General features: G+C 69.4%; 16 protein-coding genes. 7 read left to right on the forward strand and 9 right to left on the reverse strand.

The annotated features are described in order from the left end of the window. Positions 1–224: 224 nt before the first annotated feature. A complete protein-coding gene (locus ACWDR3_RS43790; RefSeq protein WP_450358281.1) occupies positions 225–1,103 on the forward strand; it encodes a hypothetical protein in 879 nt (292 codons plus the stop codon). A gap of 25 nt (positions 1,104–1,128) precedes the next feature. On the opposite strand, the gene ACWDR3_RS43795 is transcribed toward ACWDR3_RS43790, so the two are convergent. Both ACWDR3_RS43795 and ACWDR3_RS43800 read right to left on the reverse strand, forming a co-directional pair. Next, positions 1,129–3,522, reverse strand: coding sequence for an HAD-IC family P-type ATPase (locus ACWDR3_RS43795; protein ID WP_450358282.1), 2,394 nt, complete (start codon positions 3,520–3,522; stop codon positions 1,129–1,131). A gap of 95 nt (positions 3,523–3,617) precedes the next feature. Further along, positions 3,618–3,920: a DUF2530 domain-containing protein gene (locus tag ACWDR3_RS43800; protein WP_450358283.1), complete on the reverse strand. Its 303-nt coding sequence runs from the start codon at positions 3,918–3,920 to the stop codon at positions 3,618–3,620. A 133-nt stretch (positions 3,921–4,053) separates the two neighbouring features. Here ACWDR3_RS43800 and ACWDR3_RS43805 point away from each other — a divergent pair, with 133 nt between their 5' ends. Next, a complete protein-coding gene (locus ACWDR3_RS43805; RefSeq protein WP_450358284.1) occupies positions 4,054–5,460 on the forward strand; it encodes an NCS2 family permease in 1,407 nt (468 codons plus the stop codon). 64 nt (positions 5,461–5,524) lie between these two features. Here the strand turns inward: ACWDR3_RS43805 and ACWDR3_RS43810 are convergent, their stop codons facing one another. Then, on the reverse strand, positions 5,525–5,707 hold the full coding sequence (locus ACWDR3_RS43810) for a ribbon-helix-helix protein, CopG family (protein ID WP_124004047.1): 183 nt from the start codon (positions 5,705–5,707) through the stop codon (positions 5,525–5,527). Between the two features lie 153 nt (positions 5,708–5,860). On the opposite strand from ACWDR3_RS43810, the gene ACWDR3_RS43815 reads away from it, so the two are divergent. Both ACWDR3_RS43815 and ACWDR3_RS43820 read left to right on the forward strand, forming a co-directional pair. Continuing rightward, the gene (locus tag ACWDR3_RS43815; protein WP_401715989.1) at positions 5,861–6,298 is read left to right on the forward strand and encodes a MarR family winged helix-turn-helix transcriptional regulator; all 438 of its coding nucleotides are present in this window, start codon (positions 5,861–5,863) and stop codon (positions 6,296–6,298) included. Positions 6,299–6,324: 26 nt separating this feature from the next. Continuing rightward, positions 6,325–7,734: an MFS transporter gene (locus ACWDR3_RS43820; RefSeq protein ID WP_450358285.1), complete on the forward strand. Its 1,410-nt coding sequence runs from the start codon at positions 6,325–6,327 to the stop codon at positions 7,732–7,734. Positions 7,735–7,761: 27 nt separating this feature from the next. Here the strand turns inward: ACWDR3_RS43820 and ACWDR3_RS43825 are convergent, their stop codons facing one another. Both ACWDR3_RS43825 and ACWDR3_RS43830 read right to left on the reverse strand, forming a co-directional pair. Next, positions 7,762–8,280 carry a GNAT family N-acetyltransferase gene (locus ACWDR3_RS43825; RefSeq protein WP_450358286.1) on the reverse strand — a complete coding sequence of 173 codons (519 nt, stop codon included), beginning with the start codon at positions 8,278–8,280 and terminating at the stop codon, positions 7,762–7,764. A gap of 9 nt (positions 8,281–8,289) precedes the next feature. Next, on the reverse strand, positions 8,290–8,898 hold the full coding sequence (locus ACWDR3_RS43830) for a bestrophin-like domain (RefSeq protein WP_450358287.1): 609 nt from the start codon (positions 8,896–8,898) through the stop codon (positions 8,290–8,292). A gap of 85 nt (positions 8,899–8,983) precedes the next feature. Here ACWDR3_RS43830 and thpR point away from each other — a divergent pair, with 85 nt between their 5' ends. After that, entirely contained in the window at positions 8,984–9,553 is a 570-nt protein-coding gene (gene thpR / locus ACWDR3_RS43835; protein ID WP_450358288.1) for an RNA 2',3'-cyclic phosphodiesterase, read from the forward strand. 230 nt (positions 9,554–9,783) lie between these two features. On the opposite strand, the gene ACWDR3_RS43840 is transcribed toward thpR, so the two are convergent. Both ACWDR3_RS43840 and ACWDR3_RS43845 read right to left on the reverse strand, forming a co-directional pair. Further along, complete coding sequence (locus ACWDR3_RS43840; protein WP_450358289.1) at positions 9,784–10,776, reverse strand: aldo/keto reductase; 993 nt, start codon at positions 10,774–10,776, stop codon at positions 9,784–9,786. A gap of 44 nt (positions 10,777–10,820) precedes the next feature. Then, a complete protein-coding gene (locus ACWDR3_RS43845; protein ID WP_450358290.1) occupies positions 10,821–11,414 on the reverse strand; it encodes a Uma2 family endonuclease in 594 nt (197 codons plus the stop codon). Between the two features lie 63 nt (positions 11,415–11,477). Between ACWDR3_RS43845 and ACWDR3_RS43850 the strand changes: the two genes are divergently transcribed. Then, positions 11,478–12,392: a Stf0 family sulfotransferase gene (locus tag ACWDR3_RS43850; protein WP_450358291.1), complete on the forward strand. Its 915-nt coding sequence runs from the start codon at positions 11,478–11,480 to the stop codon at positions 12,390–12,392. Here the strand turns inward: ACWDR3_RS43850 and ACWDR3_RS43855 are convergent. Next, the gene (locus ACWDR3_RS43855) at positions 12,314–13,057 is read right to left on the reverse strand and encodes an SGNH/GDSL hydrolase family protein (protein WP_450358292.1); all 744 of its coding nucleotides are present in this window, start codon (positions 13,055–13,057) and stop codon (positions 12,314–12,316) included. The genes ACWDR3_RS43850 and ACWDR3_RS43855 overlap by 79 nt on opposite strands. A 133-nt stretch (positions 13,058–13,190) precedes the next feature. Between ACWDR3_RS43855 and ACWDR3_RS43860 the strand changes: the two genes are divergently transcribed. Next, positions 13,191–14,165: a WD40 repeat domain-containing protein gene (locus ACWDR3_RS43860; protein ID WP_450358293.1), complete on the forward strand. Its 975-nt coding sequence runs from the start codon at positions 13,191–13,193 to the stop codon at positions 14,163–14,165. Here the strand turns inward: ACWDR3_RS43860 and ACWDR3_RS43865 are convergent. Then, positions 14,139–14,825: a transmembrane-type terpene cyclase gene (locus ACWDR3_RS43865; protein ID WP_450358294.1), complete on the reverse strand. Its 687-nt coding sequence runs from the start codon at positions 14,823–14,825 to the stop codon at positions 14,139–14,141. The two genes, ACWDR3_RS43860 and ACWDR3_RS43865, sit on opposite strands and share 27 nt — an antisense overlap. Positions 14,826–14,973 lie beyond the last annotated feature (148 nt).

Below are 14,973 nucleotides of genomic sequence, written 5' to 3' on the forward strand. Positions count from 1 at the left end.
CCTTTAAAACTGTGGTTGATGTTTTTTCTGCGGGTTGCTCTCCGTTCCGGGCCCGGCCCGCCCCCGGAGTTCCTTCCGGGGGCGGCCGTCTCGCTCATGTCACGCTCACGTAATCCTCATCCCAAATCCGCGGGGGCCGTACAACCCGGCACACCCCTCGCGAATCTCACCCGGTGAGTCACGAGACTCCACCTTCACTTTTTCTTTCTCCACCTGGGGAACACATGCGTATACGTGCCACCGTGGCCGCCGTCACCGGCGCCCTGGCCCTCTCCGCCTTCGCCGCGCCGGCCTCGCACGCCGCCGACTCCGCCTGGTTCGTGCAGGCGCAGGCCGCGAAGGCCCACGCCGGTCAGTCCGTGAGCTCCGCCAAGTCCGCGCTCGCCGCCGACGCGGCCGCGGCCGACCTGGGCGTCACCTTCTCCAACCTCAAGGTCGCCAAGGCGGTCAAGGTCGGCACCACCGGCCACTACTCGACCACGGTCACCTACACGCTGACCCACGGCGCGAACTACGACCTCACGTCGGACGACTTCGCCAACGGCCCCTACCTCTACAAGGGCTCCTTCACGAACCCGGACAACCTGCTGTTCGGCGAGAAGGCGGCGACCTGCTCCGTCACCTCGGACACCACCGCCAACTGCTCCGGGAAGATCGACGTCTACCCGGGCGAGGGCGACCTGATCAACTCCGACGCCGGCAAGTGGTCGGCCGGCGCGCTCGCGCTGCAGTACAGCACCGGTGACACCTCCGACCAGGGCGGCCTCGGCTCCACCCTCGTCCAGCGCAGCTCGAAGCTGACGGTCAACGCCGCGCCCGAGCCGGTCAAGAAGGGCAAGACCATCACGGTCACCGGCAAGCTCACCCGCGCCAACTGGGAGACCGGCAAGTACGCCGGCTACGCCACCCAGAAGGTCGCGCTGCAGTTCCGCAAGAAGAACTCCAGCACCTACACCAACGTCAAGGGCATCAAGACGACCTCGACGGGCACCCTGAAGACCACCACGAAGGCCACGGTCGACGGCTACTACCGCTTCGCCTTCGTGGGCACCACCACGACCCCGGCGGTCAACGCGACGGGCGACTACGTCGACGTGAAGTAAGCAGGCCTACGTCACGTAAGCCTGGTTAGACGGCAGCGCGGCGGTCGACCACCCTCCACACCACCTCCAGGGCGACCGCCGCCACCGCCGAGATGCCGACCGCGATCCACGGCATCGTCACGCCCACCAGCTTCAGCGCGAAGAAGTGCTGGAGCCAGGGCACGACGAGGACGAGGACGAAGGCCGCGGCCATCGAGGCGACCAGGGTCACCCGCCACCAGGTGTAGGGGCGGGCGATGATGGCCAGCACCCACATCGAGATCAGGAACAGCGTGAGCGTCGCCGCACTGGTCTCCGCGTCCAACGCCCCCTCACCGGTGTAGTGGTGACGGGCGATCATGTACGTCACGAAGGTCGCCACGCCGGCCACCACACCGCCCGGGATCGAGTACCGCATCACCCGCCGTACGAAGTGCGGTTTCGCCCGCTCCTTGTTGGGGGCCAGGGCGAGGAAGAAGGCCGGGATGCCGATGGTGAGGGTGGAGAGCAGGGTCAAGTGCCTTGGTAGGAACGGGTATTCGACCTGGAAGCAGACCACCAGGATCGCCAGCAGTACCGAGTAGACCGTCTTCACCAGGAACAGCGTCGCCACCCGCGTGATGTTGCCGATGACCCGGCGCCCCTCCGCGACCACCGAAGGCAGCGTCGCGAAGCTGTTGTTGAGCAGCACGATCTGCGCGACCGCCCGGGTGGCCTCCGAGCCCGATCCCATCGCGACGCCGATGTCGGCGTCCTTGAGCGCGAGTACGTCGTTCACGCCGTCGCCGGTCATCGCGACCGTGTGCCCGCGTGACTGCAACGCGCCCACCATGTCCCGCTTTTGTTGTGGGGTGACCCGGCCGAACACCGTGCCCTCGTCCAGGGACGCCGCCATCTCCTCCTGGGCGGAAGGGAGTTGGCGGGCGTCGACCGTCGTTCCCGTCAGGCCCAGCTTCGCGGCCACCGCGCCCACCGAGACCGCGTTGTCGCCGGAGATGACCTTGGCGTGCACGTCCTGCTCGGCGAAGTAGCGCAGGGTGTCGGCCGCGTCGGGACGCAGCCGCTGCTCCAGCACGACGAGGGCGGCGGGCTTGGCTCCGCGGGCCACCTCGGGGTCGTCCAGGTCGCCGGTGACCCGGGCCAACAGCAGGACGCGCAGGCCCTGTTCGTTCAGACGCACGGTCTCCGCGAGGGCGGGGTCGGCGGGGGCCAGCAGCACGTCCGGCGCGCCCAGCAGCCACGTACTGGTCTCGCCGTCGCCCTCGCTGAAGCGGGCGCCGCTGTACTTGCGGGCCGAGGAGAAGGGAAGGGACTGGGTGCAGCGCCAGTCCTCGGCGTCCGGGTAGGCGTCGATGATGGCCTGGAGGGAGGCGTTGGGGCGCGGGTCGGACTCGCCGAGGGCGCCGAGCACTTTGCGTACGTACGCCTCGTCCGCGCCTTGCAGGGGCCGGAGTTCGGTGACGTCCATGCCGCCCTCGGTGAGGGTGCCGGTCTTGTCGAGGCAGACGGTGTCGACGCGGGCGAGGCCCTCGATGGCGGGCAACTCCTGCACGAGGCACTGTTTCCGGCCAAGCCGGATGACGCCTATCGCGAAGGCGACGGAGGTGAGCAGGACCAGGCCCTCGGGGACCATCGGCACGATGCCGCCGACGGTCCGCGCGATCGAGTCCTTGAGGTCGTTGTCCTTCACGAACAGCTGGCTGATGACCAGGCCGATCGCGGTCGGGATCATCATCCACGTCACGTACTTGAGGATCGTGGAGATGCCGGTGCGCAGTTCGGAGTGGACGAGCGTGAACCGCGAGGCCTCTTCGGCGAGTTGGGCGGCGTAGGCCTCGCGGCCCACCTTGGTCGCGCGGAACGCGCCGCCGCCGGCCACCACGAAACTGCCCGACATGACCTGGTCACCGGGCCGCTTGACCACCGGGTCGGCCTCACCGGTGAGCAGCGACTCGTCGATCTCCAGGCCGTCGGCCTCGACGCACACGCCGTCGACGACCGCCTTGTCGCCGGGCCCGATCTCGATCAGGTCGTCCAGCACGATCTCCGAGGTGCTGACCTGGGCCGCGGTCCCGTCCCGCCGTACCGTCGGCTTTGCCTCCCCGATCACGGCGAGGGAGTCGAGCGTCTTCTTCGCCCGCCACTCCTGCACGATCCCGATGCCCGTGTTGGCGAGGATCACGTAGCCGAACAGGCTGTCCTGGAGGGGCGCGACGGCCAGCATGATCAGCCAGAGCACGCCGATGATCGCGTTGAACCGGGTGAAGACGTTGGCCCTGACGATCTCGCCCAACGACCGGCTGCTGCGGACGGGAACGTCGTTGACCTGCCCGCGCGCCACCCGCTCGGCGACCTCGGCGGCGCTCAGCCCACGCGCCGTCTCCGGCAGGGGTACGGGGTGCACAGGGTCGAGCTCGGCGCCGGCGTCGATGTGCGTCATGCCTTCGACGGTACGTGCGGATTTGCGGCTTCACCCGCCGAGTGGGCGGAAGATCCGACCTGGGGAGGAGCCGGGTCGTGCCGTGGTTGTAGGGCCTAGACGCCCGACCCTGACCCCGGGTCCGACGCGGCCCCTGCTCCGGCCTCCGCCTGGGCCGCCGCCGCCCGCTTGAGGGCCGCGTCGCGGCCGCGGACGTACCAGATGCCGATGAGGCCCAGTCCGCCGCCGGCCAGGCAGGTCCACAGCCACCACAGGTGCCCGTGGTCGTCGAACCAGCCGTAGAAGGGGAGCTGGACCAGGAAGAGGGCGAACCAGACGATCGTGCCGCCGGTGATGGTGGCGACCACGGGGCCCTCCAGGGGCTCCGGCGCCTCGTGTGTCGGTGTCCACTTCGCCATGCGCACAGCTTACGAGGCGGGGCGGGCTGATCGACCGGAGCAATGGTCTACGCGCGGAGATAGCGCACGCAGCCTCATATGTTCATACTGAAACCGTTTTCCGTTTGTCCACTTCTGCTCGTAGGAACCTCCAATGGCCACCGGCACCACCGGCGCACTCGACCGCTACTTCAAGATCTCCGAGCGCGGCTCCACGCTGCCCCGCGAGATCCGTGGCGGCTTCGCCACCTTCTTCGCGATGGCCTACATCATCGTGCTGAACCCGATCATCCTGGGCAGCGCGAAGGACATGTACGGGCACCAGCTGGACAACGGCCAGCTCGTCACCGCGACGGCCGTGACGGCCGCCTTCACCACCCTGCTCATGGGCGTCATCGGCAACGTACCGATCGCGCTCGCCGCCGGTCTCGGCGTGAACTCCGTCGTCGCGCTCCAGCTCGCGCCCCGGATGTCCTGGCCGGACGCCATGGGCATGGTCGTGCTGGCCGGCCTCGTCGTGATGCTGCTGGTCGCCACGGGTCTGCGCGAGCGCGTGATGAACGCCGTGCCGTTCGGCCTGCGCAAGGCCATCGCCATCGGTATCGGCCTGTTCATCATGCTGATCGGCCTGGTCGACTCCGGCTTCGTCTCCCGCATCCCGGACGCCGCCCAGACCACCGTCCCGCTCCAGCTCGGCGGCGACGGTCACCTCAACGGCTGGCCGGTGCTGGTCTTCGTGCTCGGCGCGCTGCTCACCCTCGCGCTGATCGTCCGCAAGGTCTCCGGCGCGATCCTGATCTCGATCGTCGCGATGACGGTCCTCGCGGTGATCCTCAACGCGGTCGCGACGATCCCGTCCTGGGGCCTGACGACCCCCAAGTGGCCCGGCAACCCGGTCGCCACCCCGGACTTCGGCCTGATCGGGAAGTTCAGCCTGTTCGGCGGCTTCGACAAGGTCGGGGTGCTGACCGGCGTCCTGTTCGTCTTCACCGTGCTGCTGTCGTGCTTCTTCGACGCGATGGGCACGATCATGGGCGTCTCCGACGAGGCGAAGCTGACCGACGCCGAGGGTCAGATGCCCGGCATCAACAAGGTTCTCTTCGTCGACGGCATCGCGGTCGCGGCGGGCGGCGCCAGCTCCTCCTCGGCGACCACCTGCTTCGTGGAGTCCACGGCGGGCGTCGGCGAGGGCGCGCGCACCGGTTTCGCCAACGTCGTCACGGGCGCGCTCTTCGCCGTCGCGCTGTTCCTGACGCCGGTGGCCACGATGGTCCCGTCCCAGGCGGCCACCCCGGCGCTGCTCGCGGTGGGCTTCCTGATCCTGGCCGGTTCGGTCAAGGAGATCGACTGGGCCGACCACACGATCGCCATCCCGGCCTTCGTCACGATGGTGATGATGCCCTTCACCTACTCGATCACCAACGGCATCGGGATGGGCTTCATCACCTTCGTGGTCCTGCGGCTGGTCGCCGGGCGCGGGCGCGAGATCCCGGTGGCCATGTATGTGGTCGCTGCGGTCTTCGGCTTCTACTACCTGATGCCGGCGCTCGGTCTGACGTGAGCGTCGGCGGCGGGGCGCGTGTGAACTCGGTTCACGCGGACCCGGGCCGCCGTGTGAACTCGGCTCACGGAACCCCGTAGAACTTCTCTGTCTCCTCGACCGCGGTCTGGAACCGCTCGTCGAAGTCGTCGCGGATGAGCGTCTGGACCACGTAGTCCTGGACGCTCATTCCGCGTTTGGCCGCATGGTCCCGGAGCCGGTCGAGCAGCTCCCCGTCTATCCGCAGGCTGAGCACACTGGTCCCCATGGAGACGAGGGTCGCGGGAGCGATGCGGGGCGTGCGTCGCTTTTCCGTTCTGACTCACTCATATGGGTGACGGAAGGGTTCGGTGACGAGGGTCATGGGCATTCCGCGTGTCCCAGGTGGTCTTTAGTTAGAGTAATGAGTTACGCTAAGGACATGCCGGACCTCACCCATGGCGACGACGCAGCCGCCGTGAACTCGCTTCGATCAGCTGTCATGCGGCTGTCCCGCCGACTCAAGCACCAACGGGTCGACGAGTCGCTGAGCCCCACCGAGATGTCGGTGCTGGGCACCCTGTCGAACTGCGGCAGTGCCACGCCGGGCGAGCTCGCCCGCAAGGAGCACGTCCAGCCGCCGTCGATGACCCGCATCGTGGCGCTGCTGGAGGCCAAGGGACTGGTCCGGCTGGAGCCGCACCCCGAGGACCGGCGCCAGAAGGTCGTCACCAAGACCGAGCAGGCCGAGGCCATGCTTGAGGAGAGCCGCGCCAAGCGCAACGCCTTCCTGGCCACCCTGGTCGACGACCTCGACGAGGACGAGTGGGCGAAACTCCGCGCCGCCGCCCCCGTGCTGGAGAAGCTCGCACACCTGTAAGCAGTGCCAACAAGGAGGCGACCCTTTTGAGTACGGGACCCGGAGCAGACTCCGCCCCCGCACCGTCCACCCACGACTCCCCGCCCACTCCTGACCAGGCCTCGGCCAAGTCCCCGCAGCCCCCGAAGTCGCCGGGGTCTTCGAAGTCCTCGAAGTCGTCGATGTTCTCCTCCCTGAAGGTCAGGAACTACCGGCTGTTCTTCGCCGGCCAGGTCGTCTCGAACATCGGCACCTGGATGCAGCGCATCGCCCAGGACTGGCTGGTCCTCAGCCTCACCGGCTCCGCGACCGCCGTCGGCGTCACCACGGCCCTGCAGTTCCTGCCGATGCTGCTCTTCGGTCTCTACGGCGGTGTCCTCGTCGACCGGCTGCCCAAGCGCCGCACGCTGCTGTTCACGCAGTCCTCGATGGGCCTCATCGGCCTCGCGCTCGCCGCCCTCACCCTCTCCGGGCACGTCCAGGTCTGGCACGTCTACCTCGCCGCCTTCGCCGCGGGCCTTGCCACGGTCATGGACAATCCGGCCCGCCAGTCCTTCGTCTCCGAGATGGTCGGCCCGGACCAGCTGCAGAACGCGGTCAGCCTGAACTCCGCCAACTTCCAGTCCGCCCGTCTGGTCGGCCCTGCCGTCGCGGGCCTGATGATCACCGGCGTCGGCACCGGCTGGGCGTTCCTCTTCAACGGCCTGTCCTTCATCGCGCCCCTCACCGGACTGCTCCTGATGAAGGCCCGCGAACTGCACGTCGTCGAGCGCGCCCCGCGCGCCAAGGGCCAGCTGCGCGAAGGACTCCAGTACGTCGCCGGACGCCCCGACCTGATGTGGACCATCGTGCTGGTCGGTTTCATCGGCACCTTCGGCTTCAACTTCCCGGTCTACCTCTCGGCCTTCGCGGACGACGTCTTCCACGCGGGCGCCGGCTCCTACAGCCTCTTCAACACGCTGATGGCGGTCGGCTCGCTGGGCGGCGCGCTGCTCGCGGCCCGGCGCGGCACGGCCAAGATGCGGGTGATGATCGCGGCCGCGGTCGCCTTCGGCGCGATGGAACTCGCCGCGGCGGGCGCGCCCAGCCTCTGGCTCTTCGCGCTCCTCATGGCCCCGATCGGCATGTTCGGCATGACGGTCAACGTCACCGCGAACACCAGCATCCAGATGAGCACCGACCCGGCCATGCGCGGCCGCGTCCTCGCCCTCTACATGATGGTCTTCCTCGGCGGCTCCCCGGTGGGAGCGCCGATCGCCGGCTGGGTCACGGACGCGTACGGCGTCCGCGCGGGCCTCGCGGTGGGCGGCGCGATCTCGGCCCTCGCGGCCGTGACGATCGGCCTGGTCCTCGCCCGGGTGGGCAACCTCCGCCTGTCCGTCGGCTGGAACCGAGGCCACCCGCACGTCCGCTTCGAGCCGCGTGAGCAGCAGGAGAAGCTGGCCGCGGTGGCCTGACGGCCGTCCCTGGCCCGGGGGTTGGCGCTACACCCTCCGGGCCAGGATCTGTCCCGGCCAGTCGTCCGTGCCCGTGAAGGCCTCGGTGCGGGTGAAGCCGTTGCTCTCGTAGTAGCGGACGAGCTTGCCGTCGTCGCCCGCGTAACAGTCCACGCGCAGCAGCGAGACGCCGGCCCGCCGGGTCTCCTCGACGGCGTGCGCCAGCAGGGCCGCGCCGACGCCCCGGCCCTTGAACCGGCGGTGGGAGCCGAGGAGATGGACGTACCGCTCGGGTTCGTCGGCGTGCGGCAGATACGTCCCGGGACCGTCGGTGAGGCTCAGGGTCCCCGCCGGTACGCCGTCCAGTTCGGCGACGAAGGACGCGCCCCGGGTGACGTAACCGGTCACCAGCTCCACGGTCTTCGGCCTCTGCGACCAGGGCGCGCTGCCCCACTGCCCGGTCCGCCCCTGCGCGACGAGCCACTCCATGGCGCTGTCGAACATGCCGAGGATCGCGGGGATGTCGTCGGGCCCGCCGGCTCTGATGCTGATCTCCGGGTGCGTCATGGGGGCAGGCTAGGTGACGGCTCTCATCCGTTCCAGGGCGAGTCTGAAGGCGGTCGGGGCGACTCTCAGGGGGCCGCTGAAGGGGTAGTTGAACTCGTAGACGATGAGCAGCATCACGCCCACGGTGAAGGCCAGGGAGAAGACGACGCCCGCGTGGGCGCGCAGGCTGTCCATGCCGAAGAGGTAGACGAACCCGACGGTGACGAGGGCGCCGAGGAGCAGCGCCACCCACAGCAGCCGCGGCACACCGGCGGTGGCGGCCTCGTTGACGCGCTCCCGGCGCGCGTCGCCGAGCTGGGCGACGGCCTCCAACGCGCCCTGGTACCGGACCTGATCGGCGCCGGTCGTCGGCTGCTGGGTGTTGACGCTCTCCCTGATCTCGGTGAACTGCCGCCAGGCCGCCGGAGCGGCCCGCTGCTCGCCCAGCAGCGGCCACTCCTGGTGGATCACCGTGTGCGTGTACTGCTCGGCCAGTGCGCCGAGCCGCTCCCGGTCGGGCTGCGGGAGCGTGCGGCTGTACCAGGCGATCTGCAGCAGCGCGTTGGTCTCCGTGTACGTGTTCTCGTGGGCCTTCGACCGGGCGTCCCACACCCCCACGACGGCCATCGCGTGGATCACCCCTGGTCGTCCCCCCGGTCGACGGCGCGTCCCTCCATCGTGGGGGACGGTGGCCCGGTGATCCATTCCCTGGAAGGGTGACGCCATGAGACTCTTCGCGGCGCTGTTGCCACCGGACCGGGCGCTGGCCGAACTCGGTTCCGTGGTGGACGAGTTGAGGCGGCTGCCCGGGGCGGACGGCCTGCGCTGGACCGACCGCCCCGGCTGGCACTACACGCTCGCCTTCTACGGCGAGGTCGATGACGACGTCGTACCGGAACTGTCGGCCCGGCTGGAGCGGGTGGCGCGGGAGAGCGAGCCGTTCGGCCTCGCGGTGCGCGGGGGCGGGCAGTTCGGGGACGGGCGGGCGTTGTGGGCAGGCGCGGAAGGGGAGTTGGCGGCGCTGCGGCTGCTGGCCGAGCGCTGCGAGGGCGCGGCCCGGGAGGCCGGGGTGGAGATGCGGGAGCACCGGCGCTATCGCGCCCACCTGACCGTGGCCCGGAGCCGGGAGGCGGTGGACGCACGCCCGTACCTGGAGCGGCTCGACGGCTTCACGGGCGACGCGTGGACGGCGGCGGAGCTGGTCCTGGTACGCAGCAACCTGCCCGGCGTGGGGGTGGGGGCGGAACCCCGGTACGAGGCGGTCGCCCGCTGGGCGCTCGGGGCGGACGGTTAGGCTCGACGCGTGGACCCCAAAACCCGGAACCGGATCATGGCCGGTGTGCTTGTGCTGTTGTTCGTCGTTGTCGGGCTTGCCGCCGCGCTCGGTAAGTGAGGGCGGAGGCGTGGGGGACTGCGCCTCGCCGTGCGACTCCGCCGGGCGGGACCTGGTCGCGCCCACGCGGCGGAGCCGCACATGTCACAGCCCCGCGCCCCTGAAAGACGGGGCGTCTGCCCTTACGGCGTCTACCAGGCGAAGGCCTCCGGGGACGGGCCCGGGCCCGGGAAGATCTCGTCCAGTGAGGCGAGGACCTCCTCGCTCAGCTCCAGCTCCACGGCCCGCAGCGCGGACTCCAGCTGCTCGGCGGTGCGCGGGCCGACGATCGGGCCGGTCACTCCGGGGCGGGTGAGCAGCCAGGCCAGGGCGGCCTCGCCGGGCTCGATCCCGTGCTTGTCGAGCAGATCCTCGTACGCCTGGATCTGGGCGCGCGAGGTGGGGTTGGCGAGGGTGTCGGCGGCCCGGCCGGAGGCGCGGCGGCCACCCTGGACCTCCTTCTTGATGACCCCGCCCAGCACCCCGCCCTGGAGCGGCGACCAGGGGATGACCCCGAGGCCGTACTCCTGCGCGGCCGGGATGACCTCCATCTCGGCGCGGCGCTCGGCGAGGTTGTAGAGGCACTGCTCGCTGACGAGCCCGATGGTGCCACCGCGGCGGGCCGCGATCTCGTTCGCCTGGGCGATCTTGTAACCGGGGAAGTTGGAGGACCCGACGTAGAGGATCTTGCCCTGCTGGATGAGGGTGTCGATCGCCTGCCAGATCTCCTCGAAGGGCGTGGCCCGGTCGATGTGGTGGAACTGGTAGATGTCGATGTAGTCGGTCTGCAGCCGCTTGAGGCTGGCGTCGACCGCGCGCCGGATGTTCACGGCGGAGAGCTTGTCGTGGTTGGGCCAGGCCTCGCCGTCCGCGGCCATGTTGCCGTAGACCTTGGTGGCGATGACCGTCTTGTCGCGGTGATCGGGGCTCTTGGCGAACCAGTTGCCGATGATCTCCTCGGTACGGCCCTTGTTCTCACCCCAGCCGTAGACATTGGCGGTGTCGAAGAAGTTGATGCCCGCGTCCAGCGCCGCGTCCATGATCGCGTGGCTGTCCGCCTCGTTCGTCTGCGGTCCGAAGTTCATCGTGCCGAGGACCAGTCGGCTGACCTTGAGGCCTGTGCGTCCGAGCTGCGTGTACTTCATGAGTACCTAGCCAACGACTTCGAGTGCCCTCTATGCAAGGGGGGTCAGTCGCGGGGGAAGTCGGTGGTCTTGAGGACGAGGTCGAGCACCGTGCCGGTCAGGTCCACGTCGGTGCCGAAGTTTACGCGTACCGGGTCGTCGTAGTCGCCGCTCTTAGGGTCGGTGTAGATGTGACACCGACCCTGGTAGGGATCGGCGATGACATAGAGGGGGACCTCGGCCTCCGCGTACGCGAGCCTCTTGGGGACGTAGTCGTTGTCGGCCGTGCCTTTGGAGATGACCTCCGCGACGAACTGCACGTCCTGGTAGCGCCAGTGGCCCGTGTCGTCGGGCTTCGCCCCGTTCTTGAGCATGGCGATGTCCGGGCAGAAGCCATTCTCGTGTCCGGGGAAGTCGATGCGGACGTCCGAGAACACCTTGACCTCCCTCCCGAACCTGTCCTCGATGGCCCACAGGAACTCGCGGATGATCTCCCAATGTGTGTCCCGCTGCGGTGTCATGAAGACGTTGCCCCCGACGATCTCGACCCTGAATCCTTCGGGGACGGGCATCCGCTCAAGTCGCTCGAACCACTCGTCCAAGCGCTTGGTGTTGGCGTCGGCGTCGGCCATCGCGATCCTGTCTGCAAGGACGGTCATTCTGGCGCTCCTCCCCGGCTGCCCCACGGACGGGTGCAGCCGCGCAGTACAACGATACGCACGGTGACCGTGATACGTAGTGATCACGCCATCGTCACCGTCCTTATTCGGTTGCCGCCCACGCCCCCGCCCTGGACCCTGGTCGCCGTGACCAAGCCGACGAACGCGGACGCGGACACGTACTTCATCTGCGCCACCCCCCGAACCGGCAGTTCCCTCCTCCTCGGCCTGCTCGACTCCACCGGGGTCGCCGGGCACCCGCAGGCCTATTTCCGGTCGCCGGACGAGGCGGCGTGGTCGGAGCGGTGGGGGGTGGCCCATACCCCCCAAGAGGCCCTGGATTACGAGGAGTTCGTACGGGCGGCGCTGCGCGAGGGCCGAACCGGCAACGGGGTCTTCGGGGCCAAGCTCATGTGGGGGACGCACGCCGAACTCACAACCCGGCTCGCACGACTGCACCCTGACCTCGCCGGGGACGAACTGGGCCTGCTGGAGCGGGAGTTCGGGACGCGGATCCGGTTCGTGTATCTGCACCGGGACGACATCCTCGCCCAAGCCGTCTCATGGCTGAGGGCCGAGCAGACCGGGGTCTGGTTCGTCGGCGGGAAGGGCGAGATCGGCGGAGGCGGGAGTGACGCCGGCGCGCGCCCCCGCTTCGACCGCGCCGCCCTCACCCGCATCCTGCGCACGATCGAGGAGCACAACGCTGGTTGGGAGCGCTGGTTCGAGGCCTACGACATCCACCCGCACCGCATCCGGTACGAGGACCTCTCCGCCGACCCGCACGCCGTCACGCACGGTGTCCTCGACTTCCTCCTGCTCGCCCTGCCGACCGGACGGCAGATCACCCCCAGTCACCGGCGCCAGGCCGACCGGCTCAATCAGGAGTGGGTCGCCCGCTATCGGCTGCCGGCCGAGGTCACCGCGTCGAAGTCAAAGGCGCCACCGTCGCCGCCCTCCCCGTCGTCATCCTCGTAGTACTCCTCCCCCCACCCCCACGCCTGATGCATCGCCCCCGCGAACGCCGCCGCGATCTTGTGTTCGCCGGACGCGTTCGGGTGGGTGCCGTCGTAGGTGTCGTGGTTGACGTCGTACGACTCCGGGAGGGAGGCCAGGAGGAGGGGGGAGCGTGGGTCGTCGAGGTCGGCGACGGCCTTCGCCTGGAGTTCGTTGAAGAGGGTGACCTCGGCGGCGAAGGGGGCCTCCGTCCGGGCCCGGATGTTCGGGATCACCGGCAGGAACACCATGCGGACGGACGGCTTCGCGGCGCGGGCCTCGGCCACGAAGGCCCGCAGGTTGTCGGCGGTCTGCCGCGCGTTCGTGTAGAAGCCCAGGTCGATCAGGCCGAGGGCGACGAGGAGGACGTCGGCCCGGCAGCCGCGTACCGCCTCGCCGATCAGCGGGGCCATGTGCAGCCAGCCCTCGCCCCAGCCGGCCAGGTGGGCGCGGGGGAAGTCCGGGTCGGCGTACTCGTACGAGGTCGGCGTGTCCGTCGCCTTGTCGTAGAGCGTCTCGCGCGGGCCGACCAGCGTGAACGGGCCGCCGTACGTGTCGCGCAGGTGTTGCCACATCCGGTAACGCCATGTGTGTTCGCCGGCGCTTCCGATCGTCTGGGAGTCGCCGACGGGCATGAACCTGAGCATCCGCTCATGATGGACGATCGACGGCGGCCGGAGGGCCGGGTGGGGTGTGAGGCCTGCCACCTCGGCGCGGCTCGGTACCCGCCGAGCCCCGACACCCCGTCGGAACGCGGGCGCGGGATGGCAGGCTTGGGGCATGCGTCGACCGTTCGCCCTCATCGCCGGGGTCCTGCTCGTGGGGGCCTTCGCACTGCCCGCCTCCGCCGCCGACGGTGACAAGGGGTTCACCATCAAGGACTCCCGCATCACCGAGTCCAGCGGTCTCGCCGCCTCCCGCCTGCACCCCGGCATCTACTGGACCCACAACGACAGCGACGACGGGCCCTACCTCTACGCCGTCGACAGCGCCACCGGCGAGACCGTCGCCCGGCTCACCCTCACCGGGATCGGCTCGCCGCGTGACGTCGAGGCGATCTCCATCGGGCCCGACAACCAGATCTACGTCGGCGACATCGGCGACAACCTCGGCGGCACCTGGCCGTACGTGTGGATCTATCAACTGCCCGAGCCGAAGGTGCTCAAGGACCAGACCCTCCGGGCCACGCAGTACGTGGTGAAGTACTCGGACGGGCCCCGCAACGCCGAGTCGCTCGTCGTCGACCCGAAGACCGGGCGCGCGTACATCATCGACAAGAACGAGGACGGCGGGCACCTGTACGAGGGCCCCGCCAAGCTCTCCGCCTCCGGCACCAACATCTTCAAGCCCGTCGCCACGGTCGACCTCTGGGCCACCGACGCGGCCATCTCCCCGAACGGCCGACAGCTCGCCGTACGCGGCTACTTCGGCGGCATCTACTACGACTGGAACGGCGGGAAGATCAAGCGCGCGGGCCGCCTGAACGTGCCCCTCCAGGGCCAGGGCGAGTCCATCACCTACACCGACGACGGCACCAAGCTCCTCTACGGCAGCGAGGGTTCCGACAGCTCGGTCCAGGCGGAGAACGCGCCCGGCGGCTCTTCGTCCGGCTCGTCCAAGTCGCCGTCCGGGGGCGGGACTTCGGCGAGCGGCGACGACGGCTCCGGCACGGACGGCAAGCTCAAGGTCGGCGTGGTGGCCGTGGCCGTGGTGGCGGCCGCCTTCGCGCTACGACGGCTGTTCCGCCGCAACTGACGGACGGACGGGGGCGGTTGACTCCGAGGCGGCCGGGGCGGTGAACGCCTCGCCGTCCCGCTTCGCCCGTACGCACAGCCAGATGTACGCGAGGTCGAGCACGCCGCACATGATGCCGAGGCCGAGGATGAAGCCGCTGTCCTTCAGGGCGCCGAAGAGGATCGTGGGGGCGAGGGTGCCGAGCCACTTGGCGACGGCGATCGTCACCGACTGCCCGCGCAGTCCGCGCCGGGCGACAAACATGGCGATGAACAGGCCCGACATCAGCAGGTTCTGGAGGAACGCCGAGTACGCGGCCCCGTCGTCCGCGCCGAACTTCGCCAGGAACAGCCACTGCACGGCGAACGACATGGCGAACAGCACCACGCCCCAGCCGACGAACATCCAGCGTGTGACGAAGGCCGGGAACTCGGCCCGCCCGTACCGGAAGAACGTATAGACGATCACGACGTCCGCGAGGCCCCACACCAGATTGACGACTGCCTGCGCCGACGGGTCGACGGCCAGGCCGCGCACCGCATATGTCCACTCCCAGGCGAAGTTGAGCCCCAGGGCCACGGCCGGAATGGCGTAGGTGCGGTCCCGCAGCCCTGTCCGGCTCGCGTCGATGTACACGATCGTCCAGGCGATGCCGCTCACGAGCGTGAGGAACATGTGCATCGGGTTCGTCTCCTGTCATGGGCCCGTCCGGAGCATTCACCCACAAGCGGCCGGAGGGCGAGTGAACCCACGCCAAGCAGCCGCCCACACCCCGATGGGGAAGCCGTCCCCGCCCCACACCGCGGACGCCGGCGGCAAGAAGTGCCCG

This window comes from Streptomyces sp. NPDC001002 (genome assembly GCF_053599215.1).